At 75.3% G+C, this 13,448-nt stretch carries 10 protein-coding genes; 5 read left to right on the top strand and 5 right to left on the bottom strand.

Annotated elements, in window-relative coordinates; genetic code table 11:
* Positions 1 to 63: 63 nt before the first annotated feature.
* Positions 64 to 1,572 carry an FAD-dependent monooxygenase gene (locus tag IHE55_RS22865; protein ID WP_197990735.1) on the top strand — a complete coding sequence of 503 codons (1,509 nt, stop codon included), beginning with the start codon at positions 64 to 66 and terminating at the stop codon, positions 1,570 to 1,572.
* A 366-nt stretch (positions 1,573 to 1,938) separates the two neighbouring features.
* Here the strand turns inward: IHE55_RS22865 and IHE55_RS22860 are convergent, their stop codons facing one another.
* The 5 genes from IHE55_RS22860 to IHE55_RS22840 all read right to left on the bottom strand — a co-directional run bounded on the left by IHE55_RS22860 (position 1,939) and on the right by IHE55_RS22840 (position 9,334).
* Positions 1,939 to 4,566, bottom strand: a complete 2,628-nt coding sequence (locus IHE55_RS22860) for a polynucleotide kinase-phosphatase (RefSeq protein WP_197990734.1) — start codon at positions 4,564 to 4,566, stop codon at positions 1,939 to 1,941.
* Positions 4,563 to 6,404, bottom strand: a complete 1,842-nt coding sequence (locus tag IHE55_RS22855) for a 3' terminal RNA ribose 2'-O-methyltransferase Hen1 (RefSeq protein ID WP_307826787.1) — start codon at positions 6,402 to 6,404, stop codon at positions 4,563 to 4,565. Before IHE55_RS22855 ends, IHE55_RS22860 begins: the two co-directional genes overlap by 4 nt.
* Positions 6,405 to 6,687: 283 nt before the next feature.
* A complete protein-coding gene (locus IHE55_RS22850; RefSeq protein ID WP_197990733.1) occupies positions 6,688 to 7,185 on the bottom strand; it encodes a hypothetical protein in 498 nt (165 codons plus the stop codon).
* The gene (locus IHE55_RS22845; RefSeq protein WP_307826786.1) at positions 7,182 to 8,642 is read right to left on the bottom strand and encodes an ATP-binding protein; all 1,461 of its coding nucleotides are present in this window, start codon (positions 8,640 to 8,642) and stop codon (positions 7,182 to 7,184) included. The genes IHE55_RS22850 and IHE55_RS22845 overlap by 4 nt, the downstream gene beginning before the upstream one ends.
* Complete coding sequence (locus IHE55_RS22840; protein ID WP_197990732.1) at positions 8,639 to 9,334, bottom strand: response regulator; 696 nt, start codon at positions 9,332 to 9,334, stop codon at positions 8,639 to 8,641. The genes IHE55_RS22845 and IHE55_RS22840 overlap by 4 nt, the downstream gene beginning before the upstream one ends.
* 135 nt (positions 9,335 to 9,469) lie before the next feature.
* Between IHE55_RS22840 and IHE55_RS31665 the strand changes: the two genes are divergently transcribed.
* The 4 genes from IHE55_RS31665 to IHE55_RS22825 are packed head-to-tail and all read left to right on the top strand — an operon-like array spanning position 9,470 to position 13,093.
* Positions 9,470 to 10,129, top strand: a complete 660-nt coding sequence (locus IHE55_RS31665) for a hypothetical protein (protein ID WP_232265664.1) — start codon at positions 9,470 to 9,472, stop codon at positions 10,127 to 10,129.
* Positions 10,126 to 11,208 (top strand): peptidoglycan-binding protein, encoded by a 1,083-nt coding sequence (locus IHE55_RS31660; protein ID WP_307826785.1) that lies wholly within the window; start codon positions 10,126 to 10,128, stop codon positions 11,206 to 11,208. Before IHE55_RS31665 ends, IHE55_RS31660 begins: the two co-directional genes overlap by 4 nt.
* A complete protein-coding gene (locus IHE55_RS22830) occupies positions 11,205 to 11,927 on the top strand; it encodes an ABC transporter ATP-binding protein (protein ID WP_307826784.1) in 723 nt (240 codons plus the stop codon). The genes IHE55_RS31660 and IHE55_RS22830 overlap by 4 nt, the downstream gene beginning before the upstream one ends.
* Positions 11,927 to 13,093, top strand: coding sequence for an ABC transporter permease (locus tag IHE55_RS22825; protein ID WP_197990730.1), 1,167 nt, complete (start codon positions 11,927 to 11,929; stop codon positions 13,091 to 13,093). The genes IHE55_RS22830 and IHE55_RS22825 overlap by 1 nt, the downstream gene beginning before the upstream one ends.
* The last annotated feature ends 355 nt before the right edge of the window (positions 13,094 to 13,448 follow it).

The following is a 13,448-nucleotide window of genomic DNA, read 5'->3' as shown; positions in this document are numbered from 1 at the left end:
ACCGGGTTGCCTTTCCTCGCCGGGCCCGCTTTCCTGGAGACACCGACGACGAGAGGACTCGTGATGACGGACGTACTGATCGTGGGCGCAGGTCCCACCGGCCTCACCCTCGCCTGCGATCTGGCCCGGCGGGACATCGCCGTGCGGGTCGTCGACCGGCGCGCCGCACCCCACCGCGAATCGCGCGGCAAGACACTCCATCCACGGAGCCTGGAGGTGTTCCGGGAGCTGGGGGTCGCCGGGCCTGTCCTTGCCGTCGGCACCGCCCACCTGGTCTTCCGCAAGTACTTCGACGGTGCCTGGGCGAGCGACACCGATCCGTTCGCGGACGGCGGTCCGCTGCCCGGCTCGCCGTACGACAGCGCGGTGTTCATGGGCCAGTGGCAGATCGAGGACATCCTCCGCGAGCGGCTCGCCGCGCTCGGTGTCACGGTCGAGTACGGTGCCGGGCTCACCGCGTTCCACCAGGACGGCGACGGGGTGACCGCCACCCTCGCCGACGGACGGAGCGTGCGCTCCGCCTACCTCGTCGGCTGCGACGGAGGGCACAGCAGCGTCCGCCAACTGCTCGGCGTCCCCTTCGAGGGTCACTCCGAGGAGGCCCGGACGATGGTGTGCGGAGACGTCGAGGCCGTGGGGCTCGGCCGGGAGTGCTGGCACCAGTGGTTCACCACCGGCGGGGAGGCGGTGATGCTCTGCCCGATACCGGGCACCGACGTCTTCCAGTTCCAGGGTTCCCTGGAACTGGACGAGCGCGGAGAACCGCTGCCGCCCTCACTGGAGAGTTTCCAGCGGCTGTTCGACCGGCACGCCCGGGTGCCCGGTGTCCGGCTGCGCCGGCCGACCTGGCTGTCGACCTGGCGGGTCAACGTCCGCCTCGCCGAGCGACTGCGGACGGGCCGGGTGTTCCTGGCCGGGGACGCCGCCCACGTCCACCCCATCGCCGGCGGGCTCGGGATGAACACCGGCATCCAGGACGCGTTCAACCTCGGCTGGAAGCTGGCACTCGTGCTGTCCGGGCGGGCGGGCAGCACGCTCCTGGACACCTATGACGAGGAGCGGCTGCCGGTCGCCGCCCTCACCCTGGAGGTCACCACCGACCGTCTCCGTCACGTGCTGGACGCGATCAAGGATCCGGGCAACGGCACCGAGACCACCCTGACCGCGCCCATCGGCGCCAGCTACCACTGGAGTTCCCTCGCGGCCGGGGAGAGGACCGCATCCGTACGGCCGGGCGACCGGGCCCCCGACGTGCCCTTCCCGGACCGGGCCGGACACCCGCGCCGCCTCTTCGACCTCTGGGGAGAGGGCCGGTTCACCGTCCTGGGGTTCGGCCCGGACACCCGTGAGGCCCTGCACGCCACGGCCACCGCCCACGGCGACCTCATCGGCTCGCACGCGCTGGTCGGCGGACCGGCGGACGGGGGCGCCACCGCCCCGGCGGCCCGCCGTACCTACGGGATCGACGGGGACGCCCTGGTCCTGATACGTCCGGACCACCACATCGCCCTGGTGTCCCGGGGCACCGACCCGGAGCCGGTGCACCGCTATCTCGGCGCACTCAGCGGCTGACCGGTCCTGCGACTGCCCGGTCCTGCGGCCCGGCCCTCCGGAACGGTCCGGACCTCCCGGTGACGGGCCCCTTGTCCCAGGCGGCGCGGTGCCGGGCCCGGTCGGCCCGCCACCGGCCGGTGCCGGCACCGGCCCCGGGCCGGGCACCGCCCGGGGCTGTGCGGGGCCGGCACCGGGAACCCGTCGGATCGGGGGCACCGCCCGTGTCACGCCCGGGGGCGGTCACAGCCCCGGCCGGTCACGGCGGCCGGCGGTGTCAGGCCTCGCCGTGGCTCCCGGCCGGTGAGAGCGGGGCAGCGACCGCCCCCGGCCGGAGGCATCGGGGCCCGCCGCCCCCGTCCGGCGGTTCGCCGCGGCCGGCCCGGGTCACAGCCGGGGGTCGACGGGTTCCGACTCCAGGGCGAGCACCGCGAACACCGCCTCGTGCACCCGCCACAACGGTTCGCCGCCGGCGAGCCGGTCCAGCGCCTCCAGCCCCAGCGCGTACTCCCGCAGCGCCAGCGAGCGCTTGTGGCCCAGGTGACGTTCGCGCAGCCGGGCCAGGTTCTCGGGACGGGTGTACTCGGGACCGTAGACGATCCGCAGGTACTCCCGGCCCCGGCACTTGATACCCGGCTGCACCAGCCGGCCGTCCGCCCCACGGAGGAAGCCTTGCACCGGCTTGACCACCATGCCCTCGCCACCGGCCTCGGTCAGCTCCAGCCACCACCGGACCCCGGCGGCGACGGACGCCTCGTCCTCGGTGTCCACGTAGCACCGGCCCGTGCGGTGCAGCAGGCCGCCGGTGTCGTGCGCGACCATGCGGTCCAGCCAGGCGAGTTGCTCGTCGTGGGGCACCGTCGCCAGGTTCCGCCCCCGGGCGGCGAGGAGCTGGAAGGGGGCCAGCCGCACCCCGTCCAGGTCCTCGACCGGCCAGCAGTAGCGGCGGTAGGCCGCGGTGAAGGCCGCGGCGTCCGCCGACCGTTCGCGCTGCCGGCCCAGCAGCTCCCCGGGCCCGGCCACACCCTCGACGCCGCGGGCGGCCGCCGCCTCCAGCGCGGCCAGCGCCTCGGGGAAGACCGCGCCGGCCGCGGCGCCCACCGCCGCGTACTGCGTGCGCAGCAGCCCGGCCGCCTTCAGCGACCACGGCATCAGCTCGGCGTCGAGGAGGAGCCAGTCGGTGTCCAGCTCCTCCCACAGTCCGGCGCGGGTGACCGCCTCCCGGACCCGGGCGAGCACCCGCTCGGTGATTGCCGGATCGTCGAAGAAGGGCCGTCCGGTCCGGGTGTGCAGGGCGCCGGTGACCTCTTCGCCCCCACTGCCCGCGCCCGCGATGCCGAACCGTTCGCGGACGACCCGGGCGTCCCGGCAGACCAGCGCCACCGCCCGGGAGCCCATGTGCTTCTCCTCGCACACCACCTGACGCACCCCGTCCGCCCGGTAGGCGGCGAACGCCTCCGCCGGGTGCTCCAGGTAGCCGTCGCCCGCCGCGCCGCCGGTGGTGCCGGCGCGCGCCGTCGGGCAGGGCGCCATGGTCGGAGGCAGGTAGGCCAGCAGCCGCGGGTCGATCGCGAACCGGCTCATCACCTCCAGCGCGGCCGCGGCGTTCTCCTCCTTCACCGCGATCCGCCCCATGTGCCGGGTCTCCACCACGCGGCGTCCCGCGACGTCCGTGAGGTCCAGCGGGCGGCCGTCCGTGCCACCGGGGGCGGTCACCCGCAGCGGCCTGGCCGGCTCGTACCAGACCCGCTCGGCGGGGACGTCCACCAGTTCCCGCTCCGGCCACCGCAGCGCGGTGAGCCTGCCGCCGAAGACGCACCCGGTGTCCAGGCAGATGGTGTTGTTGAGCCAGGACGCGGCCGGGGTGGGGGTGTGGCCGTAGACCACCGCGGCGCGGCCCCGGTACTCCTCGGCCCAGGGGTAGCGCACCGGCAGCCCGAACTCGTCGGTCTCGCCGGTGGTGTCCCCGTAGAGCGCGTGCGAGCGGACCCGGCCCGAGGTGCGGCCGTGGTACTTCTCCGGCAGTCCGGCGTGACAGACCACCAGCGCGCCGCCGTCGAGGACGTAGTGACTGACCAGACCGTCGATGAACTCCTGGACCCGGCGGCGGAAGTCCGGGTCGCCGGCGTCCTCCTCGGCCAGCTGTTCCACGGTCTCCTTCAGCCCGTGCGTGAGCTGGACCTTGCGGCCCTTCAGGTGGCGCCCCAGCTTGTTCTCGTGGTTCCCGGGCACGCACAGCGCCGAGCCGGCGGCCACCATGCCCATGACCAGCCGGAGCACACCGGGGCTGTCCGGGCCGCGGTCCACCAGGTCGCCGACGAAGACGGCGGTGCGCCCCCCGGGGTGGTGGGCGCCGGCCGGGCGGCCGCGGACATCCCGTTCCAGGACGTAGCCCAGGGTGGTGAGCAGGGTCTCCAGTTCCGAGCGGCACCCGTGGATGTCGCCGATGATGTCGAACGGGCCGGTCAGGTGCCGCAGATCGTTGTAGCGGCGCTCCAGGACGATCTCCGCGGCCTCGATCTCCGCCTCGCCGCGCAGCACGTGGACCTTGCGGAAGCCCTCACGCTCCAGGCGTCCCAGCGAGCGGCGCAGTTCGCGGCGCTGGCGCGGGATGACGTGGCCGGGCAGCCCCGCCCGGTCGGGGCGCCCGGCGTTCCGCCGCACGCAGACGTTCTCCGGGGTGTCGAGGACGATCGCCACCGGCAGCACGTCGTGCTCCCGGGCGAGGCTCACCAGCCGGCGGCGGGCCTCGGGCTGGACGTTGGTGGCGTCCACCACGGTGAGCCGGCCGGCCGCCAGCCGCTTGCCCGCTATGTAGTGCAGCAGGGCGAAGGCGTCCGGGGTGGCGCTCTGGTCGTTCTCGTCGTCGGCGACCAGACCGCGGCAGACGTCGGAGGAGACCACCTGGGTGGGCAGGAAGTGCCTCCGGGCGAAGGTGGACTTGCCGGAGCCGGTGACGCCCACCAGCACCACCAGACTCAGATCGGGTACGGCCAGGCCGCGCCTGTCACTCATTCCGCCGCCTCCTTCGCGGTCGCCGGACCGGGGTGGTCCGGATCGGTGTGGCCGGGTCCGGGGCCGCCGAGGGCGGAGCCGCCGGGGCCGGGGCCGGGAATGCCGGGGCCGTCAGGGCCGGGGCGTGTGGTTCGAAGGTGGCCGGGGTCGGCGGTGCCGGTGCCCGGGGCGCCGCCCGGTCCGGTGGCGGCGGAACCGGCACCGTCCGGTCCCGCACCGCCCCGTCCCCGGCGCGCACCACCCGGTACACCCGCGCTCCCCGGCAGGCCCGCGCCACCTGGCGCGTCCGCGCTCCGCGGTACCCGGGCGGCGCCCGGCACCTCGTTCGCGCCGGCCGGGAGGTACCCGGCCGCGGCCGTCCGCGGCCCGCCGTCCTCCGCCGTCGGGCCGTTCCCGGGGACGAGCCGGAAGACCGCCAGCTGGGTCGGCGGGCCGACCTCCGGGTCCTCCGGCCCCACCGGCCGGAACTCCACGGTGTAGCCGTGGGCACCGGCGACCGTGCGGGCCCAGGTCCGGAACTCCTCCCGGGTCCACTCGAAGCGGTGGTCGGCGTGCCGGCTGTGCCCGGCCGGGAGCGTCTCCCAGCGCACGTTGTACTCGACGTTGGGGGTGGTGACGACCACCGTCGCGGGCCGGGCCCCGCCGAACACCGCGTACTCCAGGGCGGGCAGCCGCGGCAGGTCGAGGTGCTCGATCACCTCGCTGAGCACCGCCGCGTCGTACCCCTTGAGCCGGCTGTCGGTGTAGGTCAGGGCACCCTGGAGCAGCTGCACCCGTGCGGCCTGCCGCTCCGGCAGCCGGTCCAGGCGGAGTCTGCGGGCCGCGGTCCGCAGCGCGCGCACCGACACGTCCACGCCCGTGATGCCGGTGAACCGCCGGTCCTTGAGCAATTCGCCCACCAGCTGACCCTGGCCGCAGCCCAGGTCGAGCACCCGGGCCGCGCCGGCCTCCCGCAGCACGGCCAGGATCGCCTCCCGGCGCCGCACCGCGAGCGGCACCGGCCGGTCCTCGGTGTCCGAGGTCTCATCCACCGCGTTGTCCAGCTCCTCGGCGGCGGTGTCGTCCGCCTCGGCGAGCCGGGCCATCTCCAGCCGGTCCAGGGCATCGCGGGTCAGCGCCCGGCGGCGGGCCAGATAGCGGTGGGTGATCAGCGGGTGCTCGGGGTGGTTCTCCAACCACCCCTCGCCGGCCCGGAGCAGCTTGTCCACCTCGTCCGGCGACACCCAGTAGTGCTTGTTGTCGTCGAGCACCGGCAGCAGCACGTACAGGTGGCGCAGCGCGTCGGCGAGCCGCTGCTCGCCTTCGAGCACCAGCCGCACGTAGCGGGAGTCGCCCCATTCCGGGAAGTTCTCGTCCAGCGGCACCGGGTCCGCCGAGACCGTCCAGCCCAGGGGCTCGAAGAGCCGCCGGACCAGGTCCGGGCCGCCGCGCGCGGGCAGCGCGGGCACCGAGACGCGCAGCGGCAGGGGCGTGGCGGGCAGCTCGGGACGTGCCGCGCAGCGGCCCTTGAGCGCGGTGGAGTACACGGTGCTCAGCGCGACGGCGAGCAGCGAGGAGGCGGCGTAGGGCCGGTCGTTGACGTACTGGCCCAGGGCCTGGTGGGCGGCGCCGCCGGGCGCGGTGCCCCGGCCGCGGGCGCGGCGCACCAGCGCGACGGGGTCCACCTCCAGCAGCAGCGCCGCGGTGCAGCGCTCCTCGGTGGCTTCCGGGTAGAAGACGTGCGCGGTGCCGTGCGCGGTGCTGAACCGCTGGGCTCTGTCCGGGTGTTTGTGCAGCAGGAAGCCCAGCTCGGTCGCGGGGCGTCCGGCTGTGCCGGTGGTCGTTATCGTCAGTAACACCCGGCCGAGTATGGCTTGCGTCCTTGTTCGGCTCCCACCGGTTTTCGCCCGGTGCCGCCCATGCCGCCCGGAAACGGCGCACGTGGCGTCCGCGGTGGCCGGCGGCGGCCCGGGCCCGGGCCGCCGCCGGGGGCCAGGGCCCGGGGTCACGCACGCCGCGTACGGACGGACCGCCGGTCCCGGCCGGACGCCGTCCCCGCCCCGGTCCGGCGTACGGCCCGGCCGCGGCCTGCGTACGGCCCGGCGCCGCGCACCGTGCCACCGCCGCGACCGGACGCGCCGCTCAGCGCGTGAGGAACTGCGGGCAGCGGTAGGGCCCGAGGCTCCGGCCCGAGGTGTGGACCAGGGTCACCCGGACCCGGTCGGGCCGGCTGCCGCGCAGCAGCGACTGGGCGCGGGCCAGGGTGCACACGAGCTGCCCGACGGACAGGTCCGGTTCCACGGGGCCCTCCCCGTCCGTCAGGTGCACGGTCACCCGGTCCGGGGCGGCGGCCCGCGCGTCGATCGTTGCCAGCCAGTCCACCAGATTGGTCAGGCCGGCCTCGCGCTCGGAGGCGCTGGGACCGCCGATCAGCAGCTTGAGCGCCCCGTCCAGGGAGGTGAGCCGGACATCCGGGCGGGGCACCGGCTGCAGCCCGTCGTCGGAGGCGAAGTACAGCCGCATGCCCCGGCCCAGGCCGCCGGCCGGTTCCCCGGCGTCCAGCACCCCGGTCGGCCGGACGCCGCAGCCGGCGAGCGCCGTGGTGAGCGCGAGCACCGGAACCGTCCACCGCCACCTCATGCGTCGTCCTCCCCGCACCGCGCCCCGCGCCGCCTCGGCAGCCGCAGGGTGAACACCGCTCCCCCGTCGGGCCGGTCGGCGACCTCGATGGTGCCGCCGTGCAGCCGGGCGTTCTCCAGGGCGATCGCCATGCCCAGTCCGCTGCCCTCGGAGCGGGTGCGGGCGGTGTCGGCCTTGTAGAAGCGGTCGAAGACGTGCCGGGCCGCCTCCGGCGGCAGCCCCGGGCCCCGGTCCGACACGGCGAGGGACAGCTCCTCCCCGGTCGCCGTCAGGACCACCGTCACCGGCGGGGCGCCGTGCCGCAGCGCGTTGCCCACCAGGTTGGCGACCACGACGTCGAGGCGCCGCCGGTCGACCCGTGCCCGGACGCCCGGCGGCAGTTCGGCGTGCACCCGGCCGGTCCAGCCGCGGGCGGCGAGGGTGCCGCGCACCGCATCGGCCAGATCCGTCTCGTGCGGGGTGAGGGCGGCCGCCCCGGCGTCGAAGCGGGATATCTCGATGAGGTCCTCGACCAGCTTCGCCAGCTTGGCCGTCTCGGTGCTGACGGTGCGGGCGGCCTGCGCGGTGTCCGGCGGCAGCTGGTCGGCGTCCTCGTCGAGCACCGTGCAGACCATGGTCATGGCGGCCAGCGGGGTGCGCAGCTCGTGCGAGACGTCGGCGACGAACCGGCGGGCGGTCGCCTCCTGTTCGCGCAGCTCGGCCACCGAGGTCTGGAGCGCGTCCGCGGTGTGGTTGAAGGTGCGGGCCAGATCGGCGAGTTCGTCGCGGCCGGTCACCGTCACCCGGGTGGTCAGTTCGCCGTCGGCCAGATTGCGGGTGGCCCGTCCCAGGTCGCGTACCGGTCGCAGCACGGTGCGCGCCGCGAGCAGTGCCAGCACCGCGGCGACGCCGACGACCGGCAGGACCCCGTCACGTACGGTGCGCAGCAGCGCGGCCGTGTCCTGCTGCTCCGGCTCCAGCGAGACGATGGCGAACACCTCCAGCCCGGAGGCGTGGCGGGCCCGGTCGTAGACCACCGGGGTGCCGGCCACCAGCCAGGGCCGGCCGGCGTGCTCGACCCGCTGGAAGGCGAGCCGGTTGTCGGAGCGTACGGTCGCCCGCAGTTCGGCGGTGACGCGGGTCTGGTCCGCCGCCGGGTCGGAGGAGGCCGTCCGGTCGTGGTAGCGGGCCACGACCACACCGTCGCGGAGCCCGTCGGCGACATCCTCGGCGAATCGGGTCAGCGCGGGCCCGTCCGGTGGTACCTCGGTGTGGCGGGCGACCTCCTCGACCTGGTCCCGGAACTCCTCCAGGGCGGCGTTCTGGGCCCGGTGGACGATGGCGGTGCGGGCCTCCCGGTACGCCAGCGCGGTCGCCGCGCCGGCGCTGAGCAGCGACACCAGCACGAAGGCGACGAGCAGGCGGGTGCGCAGGCCGCCCAGCCGCAGGCGGCGCCGCGGCGCCGGGCGGGGCGTCACAACGGGCCGAACCGGTAGCCGAAACCGCGCACCGTCTGGATGTACCGGGGGCGGGCCGGAACGTCCTCGATCTTGGCGCGCAGCCGCCCGACGGCGGCGTCGACCAGCCGGGAGTCGCCCAGGAAGTCGTGGTCCCACACCAGCTGGAGCAGCTGCTCGCGGGTGAGGACCCGGCCGGGCGCGGCGGACAGCTCCAGCAGCAGCCGCAGCTCCGTGGGGGGCAGCGGGACCCGGGTGCCGTGCTTGGTGACCGTCAGCCCCGCGCGGTCCACCACCAGTCCGGCGAAGTCGTCCCGGTCGGCGCCGTGGCCGGTGCGGGGGGTGATCCCGGCCCGGCGCAGCTGCGCCCGGATGCGGGCCTCCAGCACCCGCGCGGTCACGGGTTTGACGACGTAGTCGTCGGCGCCCGCCTCCAGCCCGCTGACCACGTCCAGATCGTCGTTGCGCGCGGTGAGCATGATGATCGGCATGGTGCTCAGCGCGCGGATGCGGCGGCACACCTCGAAACCGTCCAGGCCCGGCAGCATCAAATCGAGGACCACGATCTCGATCGGGCTGTGCGGACGGGTGAGGAGGGCGAGGCCCTCCTCACCGGTGCCCGTGGCGGCCACCTGGTGCCCGTGCCGGCGCAGGACGAGCTCCATGCCGTCGCGCACGGACACGTCGTCTTCGATCAGCAGGACGTGCGGCATGGCTCCGATTATGGGCGCCCCCACGGGGTGGCCCGCACCGGATGTGGATCTTCCGCCGGGCCGCCGGGCGCATTGTTACGTGCTCATCATGGAGCGGGGGAACGGCCATCATCTGGCCCCGCGACGGTGATGCGCATGATCACTGTGACGCCTCCTCTCCGCACCCGCAGGCCGCTGGCGCTGCGGGCCGCCGCGCTCCTCGCCGTACCCCTGCTCGCCCTCACCGCCGCCTGCAGCGACGGTTCCGGCGCCGGGATCGCGGTGGCGGACGACGACGCGTCCGCCACCGACGACTCCCGTGGGGGCGGCAGGAGCGGCGAGGAGGGCGGCAGCGGCGACGCCACGGACGGCCGGAGCGCCTTCTACGACGCGCAGCTGACGTACGCCCGGTGCATGCGGAAGGAGGGCCTGAAGGACTGGCCCGACCCCAAGCTCAGCGGCTACGCCGACTGGACGAAGATCGGCGACATCCAGCAGGCGGAGGAGGAACGGGACGGCCAGCAGCGGCTCCAGAAGGCGATGACCGCGTGCAAGGAGCCGCTCCAGCGGGCCATGCAGCTGGAACCTCCCAGGGACCAGCAGAAGGTGTACGAGTCACTGCTGGCGCACGCCCGGTGCATGCGCGCCAACGGCGTCTCCAAGTTCACCAACCCCGTCATGGAGGACGGGAACGCCATCCCCGGAGGCGACCCCAGCCCCGCCGACCCGCAGCTGGACGTGCGGTCGCCCGCCTACCAGCGGGCCGAGACCGCCTGCGCGGACCAGCTGATCGACGCGGCGGAGGGCATGCAGTGAAGCGCCGAACGGCTCTGGTCACGCTCACCGCGGTCACCGCGGCCGCCGCGGCGACCGCCGCCGCGCTGGTGCTCGACGACGGTGGCCGCGACCCCGGCGGCACCGCGCGGGAGGGTCTGCCGCCGGCGACGACCGCGATCGAACGGATGGACCTGGTGCGCAGCACCACCGTCGACGGCCACGTCGATCACGCGGGGCGGCGCACCGTGAAGACCGCGGTGGAGGGCACCGTCACCCGCGCCGCGCGGGAGGGCGGGACGGTCGGCATGGGCGGGGTGCTGTACGAGCTGGACGCCCGGCCCGTCGTCCTGCTGTACGGCTCCACCCCGATGTTCCGGCCCCTCAAGCCCGGTGCGCTCGGGCCGGACGTGCTCCAGCTGGAGCGCAACCTGCGCGACCTCGGTCACGGCTCCGGGCTGGTCATCGACCACCGCTACGACGCCGCCACCAAGGCGGCCGTGAAGTCCTGGCAGCGGGCTCTGGGGGTGCTCGGGCCCACCGGGGAGCTGGGCCGTGGCGACGTGGTCTTCCAGCCGGGGCCGGTACGTGTGGTGGCCGCCGACGCGGCCCTCGCCGACCAGGTCGCCCCCGGAGCACCGGTGCTCACCGTCGCCTCGCCCACCCCCGTGGTACGCGTCGAGCTGCAGGCCGAGGACCGGGCACTGGGCAGGAAGGGCACCCGCGCGGAGATCACCCTGCCCGCGGGCCGCACCGTCGGGGGGAAGGTGACCGGAACCGTACGTCCCGTCCCCGGGGCCGGCGGGGAGGCCGCCGGCGCAGCGGACCCGAACGGCGGTCTCACCGTGGAGATCGCCCTCGACGACGGCGCGGACGCGGTGCGCGGCGACGACCAGGGCACCGCCAGCGTCCGGTTCGTCAGCGAGCGCCGGGAGAACGTGCTGACCGTGCCCGTCGAGGCCGTCGTCGCTCTCCGGGAGGGCGGCTACGGGCTGGAGACCGTCCGCGGCGACCGCACCCGCACCGTGCGCGTCGAGACCGGCATGACCGCCGACGGCCGCATCGAGGTCACCGGCGACGGCCTGACCGAGGGGATGAAGGTCGGGGTGGCGAAGCCGTGAGTCGCGCCGTTACCGAGGCACTGCCGGACACGGTGGTCGAACTGGCCGGTGTCGCCAGGACCTACCCCGGCGGGGTGCACGCCCTGCGGGGGGTGAATCTGCGGATCACCCGCGGCGAACTGGTGGCGGTCGTCGGCGCGTCCGGTTCGGGGAAGTCCACGCTGCTCAACCTGATCGGCACCCTCGACCGGGCCGACGAGGGCCGGGTGGCGGTCGCCGGGCAGGACGTGGCGGCGCTCTCCGACGCCCGGCTGTCGGCGCTGCGTGCCCGGCACATCGGTTTCGTCTTCCAGCAGTTCCACCTGGCACCCGGGCGGGATGCGGTGGACAACGTGGCGGACGGGCTGCTCTACGCGGGCGTGCCGCGACGGGAGCGGCGGATCCGCGCCCGTGACGCCCTGGAACGGGTGGGCCTGGACCACCGGTTGGGGCATCGCCCCGGCGCGCTGTCCGGCGGCGAGAAGCAGCGCGTGGCCATCGCCCGCGCGCTGGCCGGCGAGCCGGACCTGCTGCTCGCCGACGAGCCGACCGGTGCCCTGGACACCGCCTCCGGGCAGGTCGTCATGGAACTGCTGCACGAACTGCACCGCGCCGGCACCACGGTGGTGGTCATCACGCACGACAACGACATCGCCGACTCACTGCCGCGCCGGGTGCGGCTGCGCGACGGGCGGATCGTGGCCGACTCCGCGGCGCTCGCCGGACGAGGAGCAGCCTGATGCGGCCCGCGGACGTGCTGCGTACCGCGGCGTCCGGGCTGTTCGCCCGGCGCTCCCGCGTCGTGCTCTCCGCCCTGGGTATCGCGATCGGCATCGCCACCATGGTCGCTGTCGTCGGCCTGTCGATGTCCAGCCGCGCCGACCTGATGGCGCGGCTGGACCGGCTGGGGACCAACCTGCTGACCGCCGAGGCGGGCAAGGACCTGGAGGGCAAGGACACGAAACTGCCCAGGAACGCGGTCGCGATGGTGGACCGGATCGGCCCGGTCCAGCAGGTGACCGCGACCGGCACCGTCAACGCGCGGGTGCGGCGCAGCGACGCCGTGCCCGAGGAACTGACCCCCGGAGTCGGGGTGCAGGCCGCCCGCACCGATCTGCTGGACACGCTGGGGGCCCGGGTGGACCGCGGCGCGTGGCTGGACAGCGCCGGGCAACGGCTTCCGAAGGTGGTGCTCGGCAAGGTCGCCGCCGAACGGCTGGGCATCTCCGCGCCGGGCGCGAAGATCCTGCTGAACGACGAGTGGTTCGTGGTGGCCGGCATCCTCGCCCCGGTCGAGCTGGTGCCCAACCTCGACCGGACGGCACTGATCGGGTTTCCCGCCGCGAGCCGCTGGTTCGGGTTCGACGGTCACCCCACCACGATCTTCGAACGCTCCACCGACGCCTCGGTGAAGGACGTCCGGCAGGTGCTCGCCCGCACGGTGAACCCCGGGGCAGAGGGGTCGGTCAAGGTCAGCCGCCCCTCGGACGCGCTCGCCGCCAAGGCCGCCACCGACGAGGGACTGACCACCCTCATGCTGGCGCTGGGGGCGGTGGCCCTGCTGGTCGGCGGGGTCGGGGTGGCCAACACCATGATCATCTCGGTACTGGAGCGGCGTCAGGAGATCGGGCTGCGACGAGCGCTCGGCGCCACCAGGACGGCGATCCGCCGGCAGTTCCTCACCGAGTCGTTGCTGTTGTCGGCGCTCGGCGGCCTGGTCGGCGCGGCCCTCGGCACCCTCGCCACGTTCGGCGTGGCCGCCGCGCAGGGCTGGACGGCGGCGGTGCCCCTGTGGGCCCTGGGCGGCGGACTGGCCGCGACCCTCCTGATCGGGGCCGTCGCCGGCCTCTACCCGGCGGTACGCGCCTCCCGCCTGAGCCCCACCCTCGCCCTCGCCGCCCCGTAGCCGCCCCGCCTTGCCCATCGCCATCCCGGCCCACCGGCCCCGCCGCCCCGTAGCCGGCTCGCCCGTAGCCGTCCCGCCCCTGCTTGTCCCCCGCCGCCCCGTGGTCGGCTCCCGCCCCCGGCCACCGGGCCGGTGCGCAGGCCGGCCCGCCCGGCCTCGCCGGGTCCGCCGCCGGGCCCCCGGCGCGCCCCGGTCCTTCCCGGGTCTCCGGCCCCGCGGTTCCGGATTTTCGGGGACCGGGCGGCACCCCACCACCACAGCGCACCACCCGATCCGGCACACCGCCCCGTCACCTCGCCACCTCGTCGCCCGCCACCGCCGCCGCCACGTGACCACCCCGCCTCCTCGCTGGCCC

The organism is Streptomyces pactum (assembly GCF_016031615.1).
In the GTDB taxonomy this organism is placed as follows: Bacteria; Actinomycetota; Actinomycetes; order Streptomycetales; family Streptomycetaceae; genus Streptomyces; species Streptomyces pactus.
Note: the sequence above shows the minus strand (reverse complement) of the source record. Positions and strands in the feature narration are given on the sequence as shown.

What these genes read in the sequence shown, in the direction of transcription:
- IHE55_RS22865 (WP_197990735.1), top strand. Translation starts at nt 64, where the DNA reads ATGACGGACGTACTGATCGTGGGCGCAGGTCCCACCGGCCTCACCCTC.
- IHE55_RS22860 (WP_197990734.1), bottom strand. Translation starts at nt 4,566, where the DNA reads ATGAGTGACAGGCGCGGCCTGGCCGTACCCGATCTGAGTCTGGTGGTG.
- IHE55_RS22850 (WP_197990733.1), bottom strand. Translation starts at nt 7,185, where the DNA reads ATGAGGTGGCGGTGGACGGTTCCGGTGCTCGCGCTCACCACGGCGCTC.
- IHE55_RS22840 (WP_197990732.1), bottom strand. Translation starts at nt 9,334, where the DNA reads ATGCCGCACGTCCTGCTGATCGAAGACGACGTGTCCGTGCGCGACGGC.
- IHE55_RS31665 (WP_232265664.1), top strand. Translation starts at nt 9,470, where the DNA reads ATGATCACTGTGACGCCTCCTCTCCGCACCCGCAGGCCGCTGGCGCTG.
- IHE55_RS22825 (WP_197990730.1), top strand. Translation starts at nt 11,927, where the DNA reads ATGCGGCCCGCGGACGTGCTGCGTACCGCGGCGTCCGGGCTGTTCGCC.